This window comes from Nocardia sp. CNS-044, assembly GCF_059570515.1.
Genome location: NZ_JCANSX010000009.1, coordinates 1 through 16,744 on the forward strand (window position 1 = coordinate 1; position 16,744 = coordinate 16,744).

General features: G+C 69.3%; 12 protein-coding genes. 2 read left to right on the forward strand and 10 right to left on the reverse strand.

The window, feature by feature from the left end; genetic code table 11:
- Nucleotides 1–28: 28 nt before the first annotated feature.
- Nucleotides 29–1,789 carry a proteasome ATPase gene (gene arc, locus T333_RS22780; RefSeq protein ID WP_355002520.1) on the reverse strand — a complete coding sequence of 587 codons (1,761 nt, stop codon included), beginning with the start codon at nt 1,787–1,789 and terminating at the stop codon, nt 29–31.
- A 181-nt stretch (nt 1,790–1,970) separates the two neighbouring features.
- Between arc and T333_RS22785 the strand changes: the two genes are divergently transcribed.
- The gene (locus T333_RS22785; RefSeq protein WP_357248996.1) at nt 1,971–2,504 is read left to right on the forward strand and encodes a WKL family lipoprotein; all 534 of its coding nucleotides are present in this window, start codon (nt 1,971–1,973) and stop codon (nt 2,502–2,504) included.
- 93 nt (nt 2,505–2,597) lie between these two features.
- On the opposite strand, the gene T333_RS22790 is transcribed toward T333_RS22785, so the two are convergent.
- Nucleotides 2,598–3,431: a tRNA (adenine-N1)-methyltransferase gene (locus T333_RS22790; RefSeq protein WP_355002518.1), complete on the reverse strand. Its 834-nt coding sequence runs from the start codon at nt 3,429–3,431 to the stop codon at nt 2,598–2,600.
- A gap of 82 nt (nt 3,432–3,513) precedes the next feature.
- Here T333_RS22790 and T333_RS22795 point away from each other — a divergent pair, with 82 nt between their 5' ends.
- Nucleotides 3,514–4,422 (forward strand): RecB family exonuclease, encoded by a 909-nt coding sequence (locus T333_RS22795; RefSeq protein WP_496425784.1) that lies wholly within the window; start codon nt 3,514–3,516, stop codon nt 4,420–4,422.
- 163 nt (nt 4,423–4,585) lie between these two features.
- Here the strand turns inward: T333_RS22795 and hisG are convergent, their stop codons facing one another.
- The 8 genes from hisG to metH all read right to left on the reverse strand — a co-directional run bounded on the left by hisG (nt 4,586) and on the right by metH (nt 16,489).
- On the reverse strand, nt 4,586–5,437 hold the full coding sequence (gene hisG / locus T333_RS22800) for an ATP phosphoribosyltransferase (protein WP_357248990.1): 852 nt from the start codon (nt 5,435–5,437) through the stop codon (nt 4,586–4,588).
- A 125-nt stretch (nt 5,438–5,562) separates the two neighbouring features.
- On the reverse strand, nt 5,563–5,826 hold the full coding sequence (locus tag T333_RS22805; RefSeq protein ID WP_355002515.1) for a phosphoribosyl-ATP diphosphatase: 264 nt from the start codon (nt 5,824–5,826) through the stop codon (nt 5,563–5,565).
- Between the two features lie 117 nt (nt 5,827–5,943).
- Entirely contained in the window at nt 5,944–7,758 is a 1,815-nt protein-coding gene (locus tag T333_RS22810) for a choline/carnitine O-acyltransferase (protein WP_357248987.1), read from the reverse strand.
- A gap of 154 nt (nt 7,759–7,912) precedes the next feature.
- Nucleotides 7,913–8,734 carry a class I SAM-dependent methyltransferase gene (locus T333_RS22815; RefSeq protein WP_496425785.1) on the reverse strand — a complete coding sequence of 274 codons (822 nt, stop codon included), beginning with the start codon at nt 8,732–8,734 and terminating at the stop codon, nt 7,913–7,915.
- Nucleotides 8,735–8,766: 32 nt separating this feature from the next.
- Nucleotides 8,767–9,627: a HalD/BesD family halogenase gene (locus T333_RS22820; RefSeq protein WP_496425786.1), complete on the reverse strand. Its 861-nt coding sequence runs from the start codon at nt 9,625–9,627 to the stop codon at nt 8,767–8,769.
- A 429-nt stretch (nt 9,628–10,056) separates the two neighbouring features.
- Nucleotides 10,057–10,737, reverse strand: a complete 681-nt coding sequence (locus tag T333_RS22825) for an HAD family hydrolase (RefSeq protein ID WP_496425787.1) — start codon at nt 10,735–10,737, stop codon at nt 10,057–10,059.
- A complete protein-coding gene (locus tag T333_RS22830) occupies nt 10,734–12,431 on the reverse strand; it encodes a serine/threonine-protein kinase (RefSeq protein WP_496425788.1) in 1,698 nt (565 codons plus the stop codon). The genes T333_RS22825 and T333_RS22830 overlap by 4 nt, the downstream gene beginning before the upstream one ends.
- A 461-nt stretch (nt 12,432–12,892) precedes the next feature.
- Nucleotides 12,893–16,489 (reverse strand): methionine synthase, encoded by a 3,597-nt coding sequence (metH, locus tag T333_RS22835; protein WP_496425789.1) that lies wholly within the window; start codon nt 16,487–16,489, stop codon nt 12,893–12,895.
- Nucleotides 16,490–16,744 lie beyond the last annotated feature (255 nt).

Here is a 16,744-nt window from a genome sequence, read left to right on the forward strand (position 1 = left end):
GGAGACACGGCCCGCGATATCCACCGAACTACAGGTACTGACCCGTGTTCGACTCCGTGTCGATCGCACGGCTGGCACTGGCGTTCTTGCCGGTGACCAAGGTGCGGATGTAGACGATGCGCTCGCCCTTCTTACCCGAGATGCGGGCCCAGTCATCGGGATTCGTGGTGTTGGGCAGGTCCTCGTTCTCGGAGAACTCGTCCACGATCGAATCGTAGAGATGCTGGATGCGCAGACCCGGGTTGCCGGTGTCGAGCACCGCCTTGATGGCGTACTTCTTGGAGCGGTCCACGATGTTCTGGATCATGGCGCCGGAGTTGAAGTCCTTGAAGTACAGGACTTCCTTGTCACCGTTGGCGTAGGTGACCTCCAGGAAGCGGTTGTCCTCGCTCTCGGCGTACATCCGGTCGACGACCCGTTCGATCATCGCGCGGATGCAGGCGCCCTTGTCGCCGCCGAACTCCTCGAGATCGTCGGCGTGCAGCGGCAGTCCTTCGGTCAGGTACTTGGAGAAGATGTCCTGCGCCGATTCGGCGTCCGGCCGCTCGATCTTGATCTTCACGTCCAGGCGGCCCGGCCGCAGGATCGCGGGGTCGATCATGTCCTCGCGGTTGGAGGCGCCGATGACGATGACGTTCTCCAGGCCCTCGACGCCGTCGATCTCCGAAAGCAGCTGCGGCACAACGGTTGTCTCCACATCGGAGGAGACGCCGGAGCCGCGGGTGCGGAAGATCGAGTCCATCTCGTCGAAGAACACGATCACCGGCGTGCCCTCGGAGGCCTTCTCGCGCGCCCGCTGGAAGATGATCCGGATGTGACGCTCGGTCTCGCCGACGAACTTGTTGAGCAGCTCGGGGCCCTTGATGTTCAGGAAGAACGACTTGGCTTCCTTGGCGTCCTCACCGCGCGCCTCGGCGATCTTCTTGGCCAGCGAGTTGGCCACCGCCTTGGCGATCAGCGTCTTACCGCAGCCGGGCGGACCGTAGAGCAGCACGCCCTTGGGCGGACGCAGCGCGTACTCGCGGAACAGATCCTTGTGCAGGAACGGCAGTTCCACCGCGTCGCGGATCTGCTCGATCTGGCGTCCGAGACCGCCGATGTCGTTGTAGTCGACATCCGGGACTTCCTCGAGCACGAGGTCTTCCACCTCGGCCTTGGGAATCCGCTCGAAAGCGAAGCCCGCCTTGGTGTCGACCAGCAGCGAATCACCGGGCCGCAGTTTGCGAATGGGGGAATCGGGGTCGTCCAGATCGTCGACCTCGGCGACCTTGGCCAGCGGGCCGGCCAGCCAGACCACCCGCTCCTCGTCGGCGTGGCCGACGACCAGCGCGCGGCGACCGTCGTCGAGGATCTCGCGCAAGGTGCCGATCTCACCGACCGAATCGAAGGTGCTCGCCTCGACCACCGTCAGCGCCTCGTTGAGACGCACGGTCTGGCCGTACTCGAGGGTCGCGGTGTCGATGTTCGGTGAACACGTCAACCGCATCTTGCGACCCGAAGTGAACACGTCGACCGTCTGATCGTCGTACACGCCGATCAGAACGCCGTATCCGCTCGGCGGCTGACCCAGCCGATCGACCTCCTCGCGCAGTGCGACCAGTTGCTGGCGCGCCTCCTTGAGTGTGTCCATCAGCTTCGTGTTGCGAATGGTCAGCGAATCGATGCGGGCTTCCAATTCCCGTGTGCGATCCGGCGAATCGGCGAGTTGCCTCCGGAGTGCAGCCGCCTCGGCGCGTATCGCCTCGAGCTCTCTCCAGGCCGCCGAATCCGAATTCTCGATGGGGCTCATGTGCTGCTCCTCCCAGTCCCGGTCTATCAACGCTACCGGGCGCGAACCGTTCTCGCTGTCCGACATGGTTTCGTCGTGATCACATCTGTGCTGCGATCGGCGGCCGAGCAACCATGTTAGCCTGCCCTAACCCGACAAGGCGCGAGGTCCCTCGACGCCCAAGCCGAAAGGTTGCTAGAGAATGCTCCTTCCCGCCAAGACCCTGCGTGTTTCCGTGGCTACCGCCGCGGCCGCCCTCGCCGTTACGGTCGGGCTCACCGCCTGCGGCTCGGACGACTCCTCCGACACCGCCGCGACCACCACCTCGGCGGTGGCCACCACCTCGGCCGCCGCCACCACCGGTGCGGCCGGTGGCCACGACCACGCGGGAGCCGACGCGCCCAAGCCCGAGGATCTGCAGGCCACCCTGGCACTGGTCGCCGACCCGAGCAAGCCGACGTCCGAGAAGACCGCGGTGATCGTCGACGGCGAGAAGCGCACCGCCAACATCGACCAGATGAACCAGCTGCTCGCGGGCTACGGTCAGCTCACCTTCGCGGTCACCGACGTCAAGACCGAGGGCGAGACCGCGACCGCGCAGGTCGTCATCACGTCGCCGCACGGCTCGGCGCCGGCCATGCCGATGACCTTCCAGCATGTCGACGGCAAGTGGAAGCTCTCGGACGCCACGGCGTGCACCCTGCTCGGCTTCGCGCAGGCGCCCTGTACGCCCTGAGCGTACCCCCGCCTTCGCTCCGGCCGTGCGTGGTCTTCCGTCGGACCGCGCACGGCGGCGCGGACCCGGTTCCCGCACGGGCGTCGCGGCGCCTCAGCCCTTCGAGGGGCGGCGTTGCGGCTTGGGGGTGACCACGCCCTCGGCCAGCCTGCGCGCGCTCACCAGGAACGCCGTGTGGCCCTGCATGCGGTGTTCGGGGCGCACGGCGAGGCCGACGACGTGCCAGCCGCGGACCATCGACTCCCAGGACCGCGGCTCGGTCCAGCATTCCTGCTCGCGCAGCGCCTCGACCACCTTGGACAGCTGGGTGGTGGTCGCGACGTACACGATGAGGACGCCGCCGGGCACCAGCGCCTTGGACACCGCGGGCAGCGCGTCCCACGGCGCCAGCATGTCCAGCACCACCCGGTCCACCGGGTCGCCGGTGTAGTCGGCGACGTCGCCGACGGTCAGACTCCAGTTAGCTGGACGTTCGCCGAAGAACCGTTCGACGTTGCGGACGGCGTGCTCGGCGTGGTCCTCGCGGATCTCGTAGGACACGACTTCGCCCTCCGGGCCAACGGCGCGCAACAGCGAACACGTCAGCGCGCCGGATCCCGCGCCGGCCTCCAGGACGCGCGCGCCGGGGAACACATCGCCCTCGTGCACGATCTGCGCGGCGTCCTTCGGGTAGATGACGGCCGCGCCGCGCGGCATGGACAGCACGTAGTCGACGAGCAGCGGCCGCAGCGCGAGGTACGGGGTGCCGTTGGTGGAGTGCACGAGGCTGCCTTCGTCGGCGCCGATCAGATCGTCGTGCTTGATCCCGCCGCGGTGGGTGTGGAACTCCTTGCCCGGCTCCAAGATCACCGTGTAGAGGCGTCCCTTGGCATCGGTCAGCTGCACCCGGTCCCCGGTGGTGAATGGCCCGGTCCGTCTGGCCGTCATGAATCTCCGTTCGCTGCTCGTCGTCGCGCTGTCGTCGCGGTCCGGCACCGGCGTGTCGGTGCCGCCGGATAGCCTGCCAGGTATGCCAGCGCCCGTGTCCACGCCCCCTGCCGACGCAGCCTCCACCGAGCCGTCCGCGGCCGTCTCGGCGCGGCGCAGGCCCGCGCTGTCGCCTTCGCGGGCAATGGATTTCAAGCAGTGTCCGCTGAAGTACCGCTTCCGGGCGATCGACCGGATCCCCGAGCCGCCGTCGCGGCACGCGGTGCGCGGCACGGTGGTGCACGCGGTGCTCGAGGACCTGTACGGGCTGCCCGCCATGGAGCGCGGACCAGAGCGGGCCGACGCTCTCGTGGAGCCCGCGTGGGCCAGGGTGCTCGCGGCGCAGCCGGAGGTGGCGGAGCTGATCCCGGCCGACGGGCTCGCGCCGTTTCTCGCGGAGGTCCGCGCGCTGGTCGAGAGCTACTACCAGCTGGAGGACCCGACCCGGTTCGAACCGGAGTCCCGCGAGGCGCGGGTGGAGGTCGAGCTGGACGACGGCGTGCTGCTGCGCGGGTACGTCGACCGGATCGACGTGGCCCCGACCGGCGAGCTTCGGGTGGTCGACTACAAGACCGGCCGCGCGCCCGGACTCGTGCAGGAGACCAAAGCGCTCTTCCAGCTGAAGTTCTACGCGCTGGTCGTGCTGCGCACCCGCGGCGTGCTGCCCGCCCAGCTGCGCCTGATCTACCTGGCCGACCGGCAGATCCTCACCTACGCGCCAGACGCCGAGGAGCTCGGCCGCTTCGAACGCACCCTGTCCGCGCTGTGGACGGCCGTGCGCGAGGCGGGTCGCACCGGGGAGTTCCCGCCGACCACCAGCTGGCTGTGCAACTACTGCGACTACAAGCCGCTGTGCCCGGCGTTCGGTGGCACCCCGCCGCCGTACCCCGGCTGGCCGGAGGACGACGGCGAGTCGCCGGGCGAGACGTTGGCCGAGGCCGTCGCCGACTGATCCGGCGACACCCCGGGCGAGACCGTCACCGCGCCATCCCGCGGCTCAGGCCGTGAAGTCGCGGAACGACAGCGCCGAGAGACCAAGGCCCACAAGCAGATTCACCGCGACGGCGGAGCCGCCGGGCGGATGCACTCCGGTATCCGCCCGGCGTCCGGCTTGGTCAGAAGGCCCGGCAGGAGCGGATGTCGGTGGCCAGGATGGCCTTGGCGCCGAGGTCGGCGAGCTCGTCCATCACCGCGTTGCCCTTGCCGCGCGGCACCAGCGCGCGCACCGCGACCCAGCCGGCGTCGGCCAGCGGGGAGACGGTCGGCGATTCCAGGCCCGGCGTGATCCGCACGGCCTGCTCGAGCAGGTCCTTCGGGCAGTCGTAGTCCAGCATCAGGTACTGCTGGGCGAACACCACGCCCTGGACGCGGGCGATGAGCTGGTTGCGGGCCCGGTCGTTCTGGTCCGAGCCGACCGCCTCGATGAGCACGCCCTCCGAATCGCAGAGGGTCTCGCCGAAGGCGACCAGGTTGTGCTGGCGCAGCGTGCGTCCCGAGCCCACCACGTCGGCGATGGCGTCGGCGACGCCGAGCTGGATGGAGATCTCGACCGCGCCGTCGAGGCGGATCACCTCGGCCTCGATGTCGCGGCGCCGCAGATCCGCGAGCACCAGGTTCGGGTAGGAGGTGGCGATGCGCTTGTCCTGCAAGTCCTCGACCTTCCACTCCCGGCCCGCGGGGGCGGCGTAGCGGAAGGTGGAGCGGCCGAAACCGAGCGCGATCCGCTCCTGCACCGGCGCGCCGGAGTCCAGCGCGAGATCGCGGCCGGTGATGCCGAGATCGAGTTCACCGGAACCGACGTAGACGGCGATGTCCTTGGGACGCAGGAAGTAGAACTCGACCTGGTTCGCGGGATCGAGCACGCTCAGGTCGCGGGAATCGGTGCGCTTGCGATATCCGGCCTCGGCCAGGATGGAGGTCGCGGATTCGGACAGGGCGCCTTTGTTGGGGACTGCGACGCGCAGCATGGGGTGGATGTCCTTTCGGTGTTCGACTTGGCCTGAGCGGGGGCCCCTCCGTGGTCACGCTGCGCTGCCGCCTCCGGGCCTGACCCGCTCCGGCGCGAAACGAAACTACGGAATGGACGCGACCGTCACAGATGTCGGTACACGTCTTCGAGCTTCAGTCCCCGGCCCACCATGAGCACCTGGACCCAGTAGAGCAGCTGCGAGATTTCCTCGGCCAGCGATTCGTCGCTCTCGTGTTCGGCGGCGAGCCAGACCTCGCCCGCCTCCTCGAGCACCTTCTTACCCTGGGTATGCACACCGGCGTCCAGCGCGGCCACGGTGCCGGAACCCTCGGGACGGGTGATGGCACGATCCTGCAGCTCGGCGAACAGGGTTTCGAAAGTCTTCACGGCTGGTCATTCTCTCAGACGCGCATTCCCAGCTACCGTCCCGGTCCACCCCGGGACCGGGACGGCCCGCGCGCTCACCGCGCGGACGCTGGGCTCAGCGCGGCCGCTCGACGCCGGTCACTCCGGCGCCAGCAGCTCCGCCAGTTCGCGCACCGCCTCGCGGAGGTGATCGGCGAACGCGTACATCTGGTCGGCCACCGTCTTGGGTGTGGCCAGGTAGAGGTTCCAGCGGTCCGGCAGAAGCACGTAGGCGACGCCGATACAGCGCGGGCTGGTCGAGCCGAAGCCGAAGTACTGGATGTTGACCGAAGGCGCGGAGCTGGTGCTGAGGTAGTCGTCGCGCATGATCACCCAGCCGGGGCTGGTGTAGAGCGAAATCGGCTCGGTGACACCGAGTTCCGCGCCGCGACGGCGCTGGATCCACTCCAGCTCCCACAGGTGCTGTTCCGGCGCGTCACCGGCCTGGCACTGCTTGGCCCGTTCGACGTGCTTGGCCGCGGCGGTGCGCGCGGCCGCGAGGCGGGCGGCGGTGTCGGCGCCGGGGTCCAGCATGGTGTCGACGAAGGCGATCATCTCCGGCGTCACCACCCGCATGGCCTCGGTGCGGCCGTTGCGGTACTGGCGGGTCGCGATGGATTCGTAGGTGGCGCCGGTGATGCCCTTGCTGCGCCGGTGCGCGAGCTGGTAGCTCAATTGAGCGAAGGCGTCCGGCGAGATGCCGAGCTGCTTGGCTCGCGCGGTGCCGAAATCCTCGAAAGAGACCGTCTGCGTGGCATTTTCGGCCGCGTACGTGGCGAAGGCCGCGCCCGCCGCCGCGATGTCGGTGCGCAGCGCGGCGTCGAGGGTGAACTCGATGGGCTCCACGACGGGCAGTCCCTGCGCCTGGGCGCCCGAGCGCCGCGCGTGTTCGGCGGCGGGCGTCTCCAGCAAGGTGTCCACGAACGACAGGATGGTGGTGCCGTCCAACCCGCAGTGCTCGACGTTGATGCCCGCCTGGCCGTCGCCGAAGACGATGAACGACACCGCCTTGTCGAACCAGCGGTTGGCGCTGTCGCCGTGCAGCAGTTGATCGCAGGCGTGCAGGGTGTCGCGCGGAGTGAAGTCCTCCAGGCACAGACAGAACAGCGCGGTCTCGATGGTGTCGAGCGCCGCGACGTTGGCGGGTTCGGCGCGCAGCGCGGCCCGGCTCGCCGCCCATTCGGCGCGCGCTTTGGTGGTGAGGTGACCGACGGCGGTGTCGGTGCGCGCCGAACGCGACCCGGCCTTGAGCACCGCGCGCAGACCATCGGCGAGGTCGTCGAGGGAGTACGGCGCGCCGCCCTGGCCGATCACGTCCATCCGGAACATGCTGCCGCGGTAGAACACCACGATGTGCCGCTCCCGCGAGGGGCCGGGCCACTCGGGGCTGTAGGGCACCCGCACGGTGTCCTGCTGTTCGCCGGGGATTCTGGTCTCGGAGAACAGGTATTTGTTCTGCCACATGGACAGCTGCTGCCCGCGCTGGGTGACCGGCGGGACGGCTTCCTCGTCGAGGGCCAGCTTGTAGTCCACGGCCGCGGAGACGATGGCCGCGGCCCGCTCCACCTGATCGGCCGCGGTGGACGCGGCCAGCGGCGTGTCGTCGCGGAAGAGGAAGAAGAAGTTGGCGTTCAACGCGATTCGGTCGCGTCGGCCGAGATAGCGCGACGGCCAGAACAGGTCGAGCCAGCTGCCGACACCGGGGGTGGCGTCGTACTCCGCCAGCGCCGCGTGCAGCGTCCGGCCCGGACCGTCCGGCCGGAGCAGGTCGGCGACCGCCGCCTCGGTGGTGGCGATTTCGTCGTCGCTGAGCAGCGGGGTGCACCATTCCAGGAACCTGGCGCAGCTGTCCTCCAGTGTCGGCAGCGGTACCCGGGGCAGGTGGTCTTCGGCGGCGAAGGTGCGGTCGGTCAAGTCGGAGTCCTCGAGGTTCGGGTGCGATGGGGTGAGACGCGCACGGCGAGACAACGTCCGTGCGTGCGGGTGTGGAGTGCGTCGCTCCACTACAGATCCTCGGCGACGAGGCCGAGTTTCGACAAGAGGCTGCCGGTGTTTCGGTGCGAAACCTTCAGGCGCGGCCCTTGGGGCCCGGCCGCGACAGGTAGAGGTGCGCGTACAGCCAGCCGTCGGCTTCCTGGCCTCGGGTGTCGATTCCCTTGTCGGACAGCGTGTTCAGCACGCGCTGCTGTTCGTCGGCGGAGGCGAACCTGCGCTGCTGGAACAGGCCGGGCGCACGCTCGGTGCGGTAGCCGAGCGCGGCGAGTTCCTCGGCCATCGGGTCGAAGTCGAACATGCGCAGCACGAAGTGCGCCATCCACGGCCTGCGCCGCGGGTGCGCGGTGGCGATCCGCAGCAGGGTCTTCTCGGTGACGTACCCGATACAGCCGGTCGACAGGACGATGTCGGCGGCGGCGAGCACCTCGCGCTGTTCGTCTGTCGGATCGGCGGATTCGAGGTCGGCGTGCACGGTGTCGTGCAGCAATCCCGCGGCCCGCGCGTAGTCGAGCGCGGGGCGGGCGGCGTCGATGCCGACGAAGCGCACGTCGGGATGGTGATCGCGCTCGGCGAGGCGGGCGCGATCGCGGGCGATGAGGCGGTCGCGGTCGGCCTCGGCGGCGTCGCGGTAGTGGGCGGCGAGTTCGCCGATGCCGGTGTCGAAGCGCAGCAACGCCGCGTTCACGCCGTAGGAGCAGCCGATGTCCAGCACGGTCGGCGTCGCGACGCGCGCGGAGGCGCGATACTCCCGGATCTGCTGCTCGAAGAACGGCTTCGCCAGGTCGGGTATGCGGTAGTCCAGCTGGGACATCCGTGCGTAGTACTCGCGAGGATCGGGACGGTCGTAGATGTCGTCGAAGGAGGCTTTCCCGGTCGTGTCTAAGGGTACTGGCACGTGTGTTCGTTCCTCTCGGGGTCGAGCTGGGCTCAGTCGAGTAGTCGGTCGCCGCGGACCAGGCGGTCCTCGGCGACGTGTTCGGGCAGGACGCGACCGAACAGCTGGCGGGTCCGTTCCACGGTGCCGATGACACCTGGCCGGTCGGTGTAGGCGAAGATCGCCGAATGTCGTTGCCTGCCACCGGAAACCGGGGACACCCGGTGCAGCGAGAAGCGCCCCTGGAACAGTTGCAGGTCGCCGGGGCACAGCTCGAGCTTGCGGATAAGTCGCTCGCCGGAACCGGTCAGCACGTCGCGCACGTCGGCGAGGTTCTCGGCCTGCGGCGAGCGGATGCCGGGGCAGTACTCGAAGGTCCCGCCCGCTTCGGGCAGCTGGGTGAGCATGCTGACGGTGAATTCGTTGGTGTCGAAGTGCCACGGGTGCGACATGCCGGGGGCGACCACGTTCAGGCACAGCCCGGCCAGCGGGTCGGCGTATTCGTGCAGCTCGGGCAGGTCGAAGCAGTCCGCGACGAAGCGCTGGAACGCGGCGCTGGTGTAGAGCCGGTGGATCAGCGCGTCGGCGGGGATGCGGTCGCGCGGCACGAACGCGTTGCCGCGCTCCAGCACGATGCGGCCCGGATGATCTTCGGGCAGTTCGGTATCCAGCGGGATGTTGTAGGCGTTGACCCGCTCCACCTCGTAGTGCGCGTGCGGCGCCATGTCCTCGCCCTGCGCGCGCAACGTCTCGACGAGCTCGGGCCGGATGAACTCGCGCAGCACCGTGCAGCCGCTGTCGGCCAGGTCGGCCCGCGCCGCGTCGACCGCCGTGCGCCACCCCGCCGAGCCCGGCGATTCCAGCGGATACCTTGCGGTGTCGACGATTTCGTCCAACACTCCCGTCGCAGCCATGGCGTCATTTTGGTGCAGCGCCCGACGACACGCCCGGAGATTCGGAAAAGTTGCCGGTGAGTGCAGTCACACTTACTATCTGCGCGCATTTGCGTTGCGGCACAGTAACTCCCACGCATTCCCCGGTGCTCAGCACACAATCGAACCGACCAGTCTTGTGCCCGGCGACAACCTCGACATCGGGGTCTCGCCGCACCTCTCGCGCTGCCGCGCAGAACGACCCATTGCGCCGGACGATATTCGACAAACGCCAACGATCGAAGTCGTCAGCCGGTTCGCCTTCGGTTGCCGGCGACGGCAGCACCTGGCCGCCGGCGGGGGCAGACGCGCACGGAACGTCAGGCCCTGTCTCGAAGTCCGGCCGGATGCAACCGTGGCTCAGATGGTCGCCCGGCAAGCGGACGTACCGCGGTGGATGCGTGCGGGACGTCAGTCGCGGAGCGTCTGTTCCAGATCGGCGAGGGTGAGGCCGACCAAAGTGTCGCGGAAAGCGAGGCCAGGGGCGCGCGGGACCGGAATCTCACAGGGCACGACCAGGACCGCGCAGCCCGCGGCCGCCGCCGCGCGGGCGCCGGTGGGCGAGTCCTCGATCGCCACGCAGTCGCGCGGGTGCACGCCGAGCAGGTCGGCGGCGCGCAGGTAGACATCGGGCTCGGGTTTGCCCTCGGGCACCTCGTCACCGCAGACGGAGACGTCGAAGAAGTCACGGCCGAGGGTGTCCAGGCCGTACTCGGTCAGCGAGCGCTTGGTGTTGGTGACCAGCGCCGAGGCCAGGCCCGCGTCGCGGACCAAGCCGAGCGCGTCCTTGGCGCCCGGCCGCCACGGGATGGGGCCGGTCATCAGTTCGGTGACGCGCCGCTCCAGGAAGCCCGCGGCATCACGCAGCGCGTCCGGTGTCGGATCCAGCCCGAGTCCGTTGAACAGGATGCGCAGGGCGTTCGGGCCGGACGCGCCGATGAGCGCGTGCCGGATCTCGTCGGTCAGGACGCTGCCGAGCCGCACCGCCAGCTCGCGGACTCCTACGTCCCAAAGCTTCTCCGAGTCCAGCAGCGTCCCGTCCATGTCCCACAGGACCGCGGTGAGTCGCGTCGGCACGTGATTCCCGCTCATACACCGGAGCCGGTGATGACCATCCGGCCACCGTCCTGGCGGACCTGGATCCAGCGGTTCTCCCGATCCACCGCACCGTTGGTCTTCACGTAGGTCAGCGAGACGGTGGCGCCGTCGTTGCCCCGCGGCGTGATGCCGTTGACCTGAACCGAGCGGATGGTGGACCAGAACGAGGCGTAGGAGTTGTAGCCTCCGGTCTGGGACTGGTAGCCGGGCGCGAGCTGCGACCACGCGCCGGAAACATTGCCGGGCAGCATGCCGTAGTAGCCCTGGATGAACTGGGCGATCCGGTCCGGCGTCGGCGGCCCGAACGGCGTCGTGGTGATCGTGGTCGTCGGCGGCCGCGTGGTGCTGGTCGGACTGTTCGGGCTGCTCGACGGCGCGGCGCTGCTGGTCGGCGTGGCAGGCACGACCGTCGGGGTCTCGTTGTTCTGCGGCGCGGCGGTGGGCACTTGGGCCTGGGGCTCTTCGGTCGGATCACCGCCGGTGCCGGGCGGCGGCTGCAGCGCCTCGCTTGTCCCCGGCGGCGGGGCCGCGGTGGGATCGTCCGATCCGTTTCGGTCCCCACCGGAGGACAGCACGAACGCCACTACCACGACCAGCACGACCGCCGCGGCGGCCATCACGGCGAGGATCTGTTTGTTCGGCCCGGCGCCGCCACCGGTGGCGCCGGGCAGCGTGCCGCCGCCGGACGGTCCGCTGGGCGACGACGACGGCGGCGCGGCGGCGAGCGCCGCGCTCGGCACGAATTCGGTGGCGTCGGAGGCGTTCCCGGTGCTGGCGGTGGCGGCGGAGGTGGGGAGCACGGTGGTCGCGTCGGCCCCGGGCGCGGGCAGCACCTTGGTCATCACCGGTGCGGTCGCCAATGCCGGAACGCGGCCCGCCGCAACGGCTTCCAGCGCCTCCTTCGCCTCGCGCATGGTCGGGCGCGCGTCGATGCTCGCGGCGAGCAGGTGCATCAGCACCGGCGCCAGCCCGTCGGCGCGGCGCGGCTCGGGCACGTCGGCCCGCGCGACGGCGTGCAGCACCGCCAGTGCGTTGTCGCCCTCGCCGAACGGCGGCGCGCCCTCCACCGCGGCGTACAGCGTGGAGCCGAGCGCGAACACATCGGACGCCGGTTCCGGGTTCTCGCCGCGCGCCACCTCCGGCGCGAGATAGGCGGGGGTGCCCGCGAGGAATCCGGTCGCGGTAACGGTCACGTCGCCGACGGCGCGGGAGATGCCGAAGTCGGTGATCTTCACGGTGCCGTCGTCGGCGACGAGCAGGTTGGCCGGTTTCACGTCGCGGTGCATGATGCCCGCGTCGTGCGCGGCGGCCAGCGCGGCGGCGGCCTGCGCGCCGATCTTGGCCACCTCGATCGGCGACAGGGTGCGATGCCCGGACAGCTTGGCCGCCAGGCTGGGCGCGTTCATGTACTCCATGACGAGCCACGGCTGGCCGTCCTCTTCGGCGACGTCGAAGACGGTGATCGCGTTCGGGTGGTGCAGCCGGGCGGCGATCCGCCCCTCGCGCATCGCGCGCAGTTTCGACTCCAGCGCTTGCTCCTTGGAGAGCCCGGGGCCGAGCAGCAGCTGTTTCACCGCCACGGTGCGGCGCAGTCGCACGTCGGTCGCCCGCCACACCACACCCATCGCGCCGGTGCCGATCGGATCCGTCAGCCGATACCGTCCAGCGATCAACCGATCCGCCGTCATGTGGTCGTGCCCCTCCTGCTGTGCGCCGAGCCGTCGAGCACTCCGGCGCGCCCAGCGGGTTTCCGGCGAAATCCCTACGCTCCGAAGTGCTTCGCACCCGTCAGCAGCGAGACGAACGGCATCCGCCGACTGCTCCGGATGCAGTTGCAACTAGTCGACAATGGCATACGCACCCGACAGACTCCAGCCGCGTCGACCCGCTGCCGCGGACCGGACGGTCGAATACCCGGGTAGCCTCGAACATTCGAGCGTACCCGCCGGTACCGGATATCTGTGCCACGACCGTTCGGCGGCCGGTTGCTCCGTGCTTATCCGCAGGTCAGCGGCAGGAAACAGAGCTGAGCCCTCTGACAAGCGCCGCCCATCACCCCGGTGAGCACCATCACAGCTCTCCGGTCCGGGGGCGCCACGCACAGCGCGAATGGCGGCGCCGCGACGCGCCGCCATTCGCGCCGGACCGATCAGGCGTTGAAGTACTTCGCCTCGGGATGCAGCAGGACGAAGGCATCGGTGGACTGCTCGGGGTGTAGCTGGAGTTCCTCGGAGAGCACGACGCCGATGCGATCGGCTTCGAGCAGGTCGACGAGCTTGGCGCGGTCCTCGAGGTCGGGGCAGGCGCCGTAACCGAAGGAGTAGCGCGCCCCGCGATAGCCGAGCTTGAAGTAGTCCTGCACGTCGTCCGGGTCGGATTCGGCGACCGAATGCCCTTCCAGGACGAGTTCTTCGCGGATACGGCGGTGCCAGTATTCGGCTAGCGCCTCGGTGAGCTGGACGCCGATGCCGTGCACCTCGAGGTAGTCGCGGTAGTTGTCGGCGGCGAAGAGTTCGTTGGCGAAATCGGCGATGGGCTGGCCCATGGTCACCAACTGGAACGGCAGCACGTCGACCTGGCCGGTGGCCACGGCCTGTTCGCGCGAGCGCAGGAAGTCGGCGATGCACAGGAACCGGTCGCGCTGCTGGCGCGGGAAACGGAACCGGTACCGCTCCGGCGCGGCGGGATCGGGTTCGGTCAGCACGACGACCTCGTCGCCTTCCGACACCGCAGGGAAGTAGCCGTAGACCACCGCCGCGTGCTGCAGCACGCCCTCGGTGGAGAGCCGGTCCAGCCAGGCCCGCAGGCGGGGGCGGCCTTCGGTTTCCACTAGTTCCTCGTAGGAGGGTCCGTCGCCGCCGCGCTGGCCGCGCAGACCCCACTGGCCGAGGAACAGCGCCCGCTCGTCGAGCAGGCCCGAGTATTCGTGCAGCGACAGGCCTTTGATCACCCGCGTGCCCCAGAACGGCGGCACCGGCACCGGCAGGTCGGCGGCGACGTCCGAGCGCTCGGGCACCACCACGGGGGTCTCGGCGGCCTTGCGCTGGGCGGCGATCCGCTTGGACCGTTCGTGGCGGGCCTTGCGTTCGGCGGCTTTCTCCCGTTCGGCCACGGCCTCGGGGCTGTCGGGGTCGAGACCGCCGCCGCGTTTGCGGGTCATGATGTCGTCCATCAACCGCAGGCCCTCGAACGCGTCGCGGGCGTAGTGCACATCGCCCTCGTAGACCTCGGTCAGATCGTTCTCGACGTAGGCGCGGGTCAGCGCGGCCCCGCCGAGCAGCACCGGGAACTGATCGGCCACACCGCGGGCGTTGAGCTCCTCGAGGTTCTCCTTCATCACCACGGTCGACTTCACCAACAGCCCGGACATGCCGATGACGTCGGCCTTCTTGTCCACCGCGGCATCGAGGATGGTCGCGATCGGCTGCTTGATGCCGAGGTTGACCACCTCGTAGCCGTTGTTGGACAAAATGATGTCGACCAGGTTCTTGCCGATGTCGTGCACGTCGCCCTTGACGGTGGCCAGCACGATGCGGCCCTTACCGGAGTCGTCGGTGGCCTCCATGTGCGGCTCCAGGTAGGCGACCGCGGCCTTCATCACCTCCGCGGACTGCAACACGAACGGCAGCTGCATCTGCCCCGAACCGAACAGTTCACCGACGGTCTTCATGCCCGCGAGCAGCGTCTCGTTGATGATCCGCAGCGGCGGCACCTCGGTCATCGCCGCGTCCAGGTCGGCGTCCATCCCGGCCTTCTCGCCGTCGACGATGCGCCGCTCGAGCCGCTCGAACAGCGGCAACGCCGCCAGCTCCTCGGCGCGCGAGGCCTTGGACGACGACGTCGAGACACCCTCGAACAACGCCATCAACTTCTGCAACGGGTCGTAGTCCTCGGCGCGCCGGTCGTAGACCAGGTCCAGCGCCGTCTCGCGCTGTTCGTCCGGGATCCGGCTCATCGGCAGGATCTTGGAGGCGTGCACGATCGCCGAATCCAGCCCCGCCTGGACGCACTCGTGCATGAACACCGAGTTCAGCACCTGCCGCGCGGCCGCGTTCAGACCGAAGGAGATGTTCGACAGACCCAGTGTCGTCTGCACCTGCGGGTGGCGGCGCTTGAGTTCCCGGATCGCCTCGATGGTCTCCAGGCCGTCGCGGCGCGACTCCTCCTGGCCGGTGCCCAGGGTGAAGGTCAGGGTGTCGATGATGATGTCGGACTCGGCCAGACCCCAGTTGCCGGTGATGTCGGCGATCAGGCGCTCGGCGATCTCGACCTTCTTCTCGGCGGTGCGCGCCTGGCCTTCTTCGTCGATGGTCAGCGCGACCACCGCGGCGCCGTGCTCGGCGACCAGCCGCATGGTCTGCTGGAACCGGGACTCCGGCCCGTCGCCGTCCTCGTAGTTCACCGAGTTGACCGCGCACCGGCCGCCCAAGTGCTCCAAGCCTGCTTGCAGCACCGGCGTCTCGGTGGAGTCCAGCATGATCGGCAGGGTCGACGCGGTCGCCAGGCGCGAAGCCAGCGCCTCCATGTCCTTGGTGCCGTCGCGACCGACGTAGTCGACGCACAGATCCAGCATGTGCGCGCCGTCACGCGTCTGGTCCTTGGCGATGTCGAGGCACTTCTGCCAGTCCTCGGCGAGCATCGCCTCGCGGAAAGCCTTGGAGCCGTTGGCATTCGTGCGCTCGCCGATCATCATCACCGAGGCGTCCTGCTCGAACGGCACCGCCGTGTACATGCTCGACACGCTCGGCTCGTGCACCGGCGTGCGCCGCTCCACGATCGGCGCCAGCGTCGGCTCGACCTCGCGCACCGCCTCGCGCACCTGGCGGATGTGCTCGGGCGTGGTGCCGCAGCACCCGCCGACCAGCGCCAACCCGAACTCGCTGACGAACTGGCGCATGGAAACAGCCAGCTCCTCGGGCGTCAACGGATACTCGGCGCCCTTGGCGCCCAGCACCGGCAAGCCCGCGTTCGGCATCACCGACACCGGGATCTTCGCGTGCCGCGACAGGTGCCGCAGATGCTCGCTCATCTCGTCGGGGCCGGTCGCGCAGTTCAGCCCGATCATGTCGATGCCCAGCGGCTCGAGCGCGGTCAACGCCGCGCCGATCTCACTGCCGACCAGCATGGTGCCGGTCGTCTCCACCGTCACGTGGGTGATGATCGGGATCCGGCGGCCCGCGCGCTCCATCGCCCGCCTGCTGCCCGTCACCGCCGCCTTCACCTGCAACAGGTCCTGGCAGGTCTCGATCAGGATCGCGTCCGCGCCGCCCTCCAGCATGCCCAGCGCCGCCTCGATGTAGGCGTCGCGCAACACCGTGTACGGCGCGTGCCCCAGCGTCGGCAACTTCGTACCGGGCCCCATCGAACCCAGCACGTACCGCGGCGTGCCGTCCTCGCTCGGGCCCATCTCGTCGGCCACTTCACGGGCCAGACGGGTACCGCGCTCGGACAGATCGCGAATCCGGTCCGAGATGTCGTAGTCGGCCAGGTTCGGCAGGTTGCAGCCGAAGGTGTTGGTCTCGACCGCGTCCGCGCCCGCCTCGAAGTACGCCCGATGGATGTCGCGCAGCACGTCGGGCCGGGTCTCGTTGAGGATCTCGTTGCAGCCCTCGAGCCCGCGGAAATCGTCCAGGGTCAGATCCGCCGCCTGCAACATCGTGCCCATCGCGCCGTCACCGATGACGACACGCCGGCTGAGCGTGTCGAGAAGCGTGGTATCGAACCCGGCGGAATTGGACACAGACATGGGTACAAGCGTAAAGGCCGGGTACGACCGGTAACCAACAGCCTGCGGATCTCCTCGGTGAGCGTGAGGGGCGCCACATCCGAACGAAGACCGCGCCGCCGCCTCGAGGCTGCCGCCACTACGACTCGGCGCACAACGCCACCCGACGGCCACCCCCACATTCCCAACCACCCCGAGCGCGAGTCCTACGAGCCCGTTCCCGGCCCGTCTCGCGTCCGAGACCGCGAGGCGCATGCGTCGCAGTCGCGAGACTCG

What these genes read in the sequence shown, in the direction of transcription:
- arc (WP_355002520.1), bottom strand. Translation starts at nt 1,789, where the DNA reads ATGAGCCCCATCGAGAATTCGGATTCGGCGGCCTGGAGAGAGCTCGAG.
- T333_RS22785 (WP_357248996.1), top strand. Translation starts at nt 1,971, where the DNA reads ATGCTCCTTCCCGCCAAGACCCTGCGTGTTTCCGTGGCTACCGCCGCG.
- T333_RS22790 (WP_355002518.1), bottom strand. Translation starts at nt 3,431, where the DNA reads ATGACGGCCAGACGGACCGGGCCATTCACCACCGGGGACCGGGTGCAG.
- T333_RS22795 (WP_496425784.1), top strand. Translation starts at nt 3,514, where the DNA reads ATGCCAGCGCCCGTGTCCACGCCCCCTGCCGACGCAGCCTCCACCGAG.
- hisG (WP_357248990.1), bottom strand. Translation starts at nt 5,437, where the DNA reads ATGCTGCGCGTCGCAGTCCCCAACAAAGGCGCCCTGTCCGAATCCGCG.
- T333_RS22820 (WP_496425786.1), bottom strand. Translation starts at nt 9,627, where the DNA reads ATGGCTGCGACGGGAGTGTTGGACGAAATCGTCGACACCGCAAGGTAT.
- T333_RS22825 (WP_496425787.1), bottom strand. Translation starts at nt 10,737, where the DNA reads ATGAGCGGGAATCACGTGCCGACGCGACTCACCGCGGTCCTGTGGGAC.
- T333_RS22830 (WP_496425788.1), bottom strand. Translation starts at nt 12,431, where the DNA reads ATGACGGCGGATCGGTTGATCGCTGGACGGTATCGGCTGACGGATCCG.
- metH (WP_496425789.1), bottom strand. Translation starts at nt 16,489, where the DNA reads ATGTCTGTGTCCAATTCCGCCGGGTTCGATACCACGCTTCTCGACACG.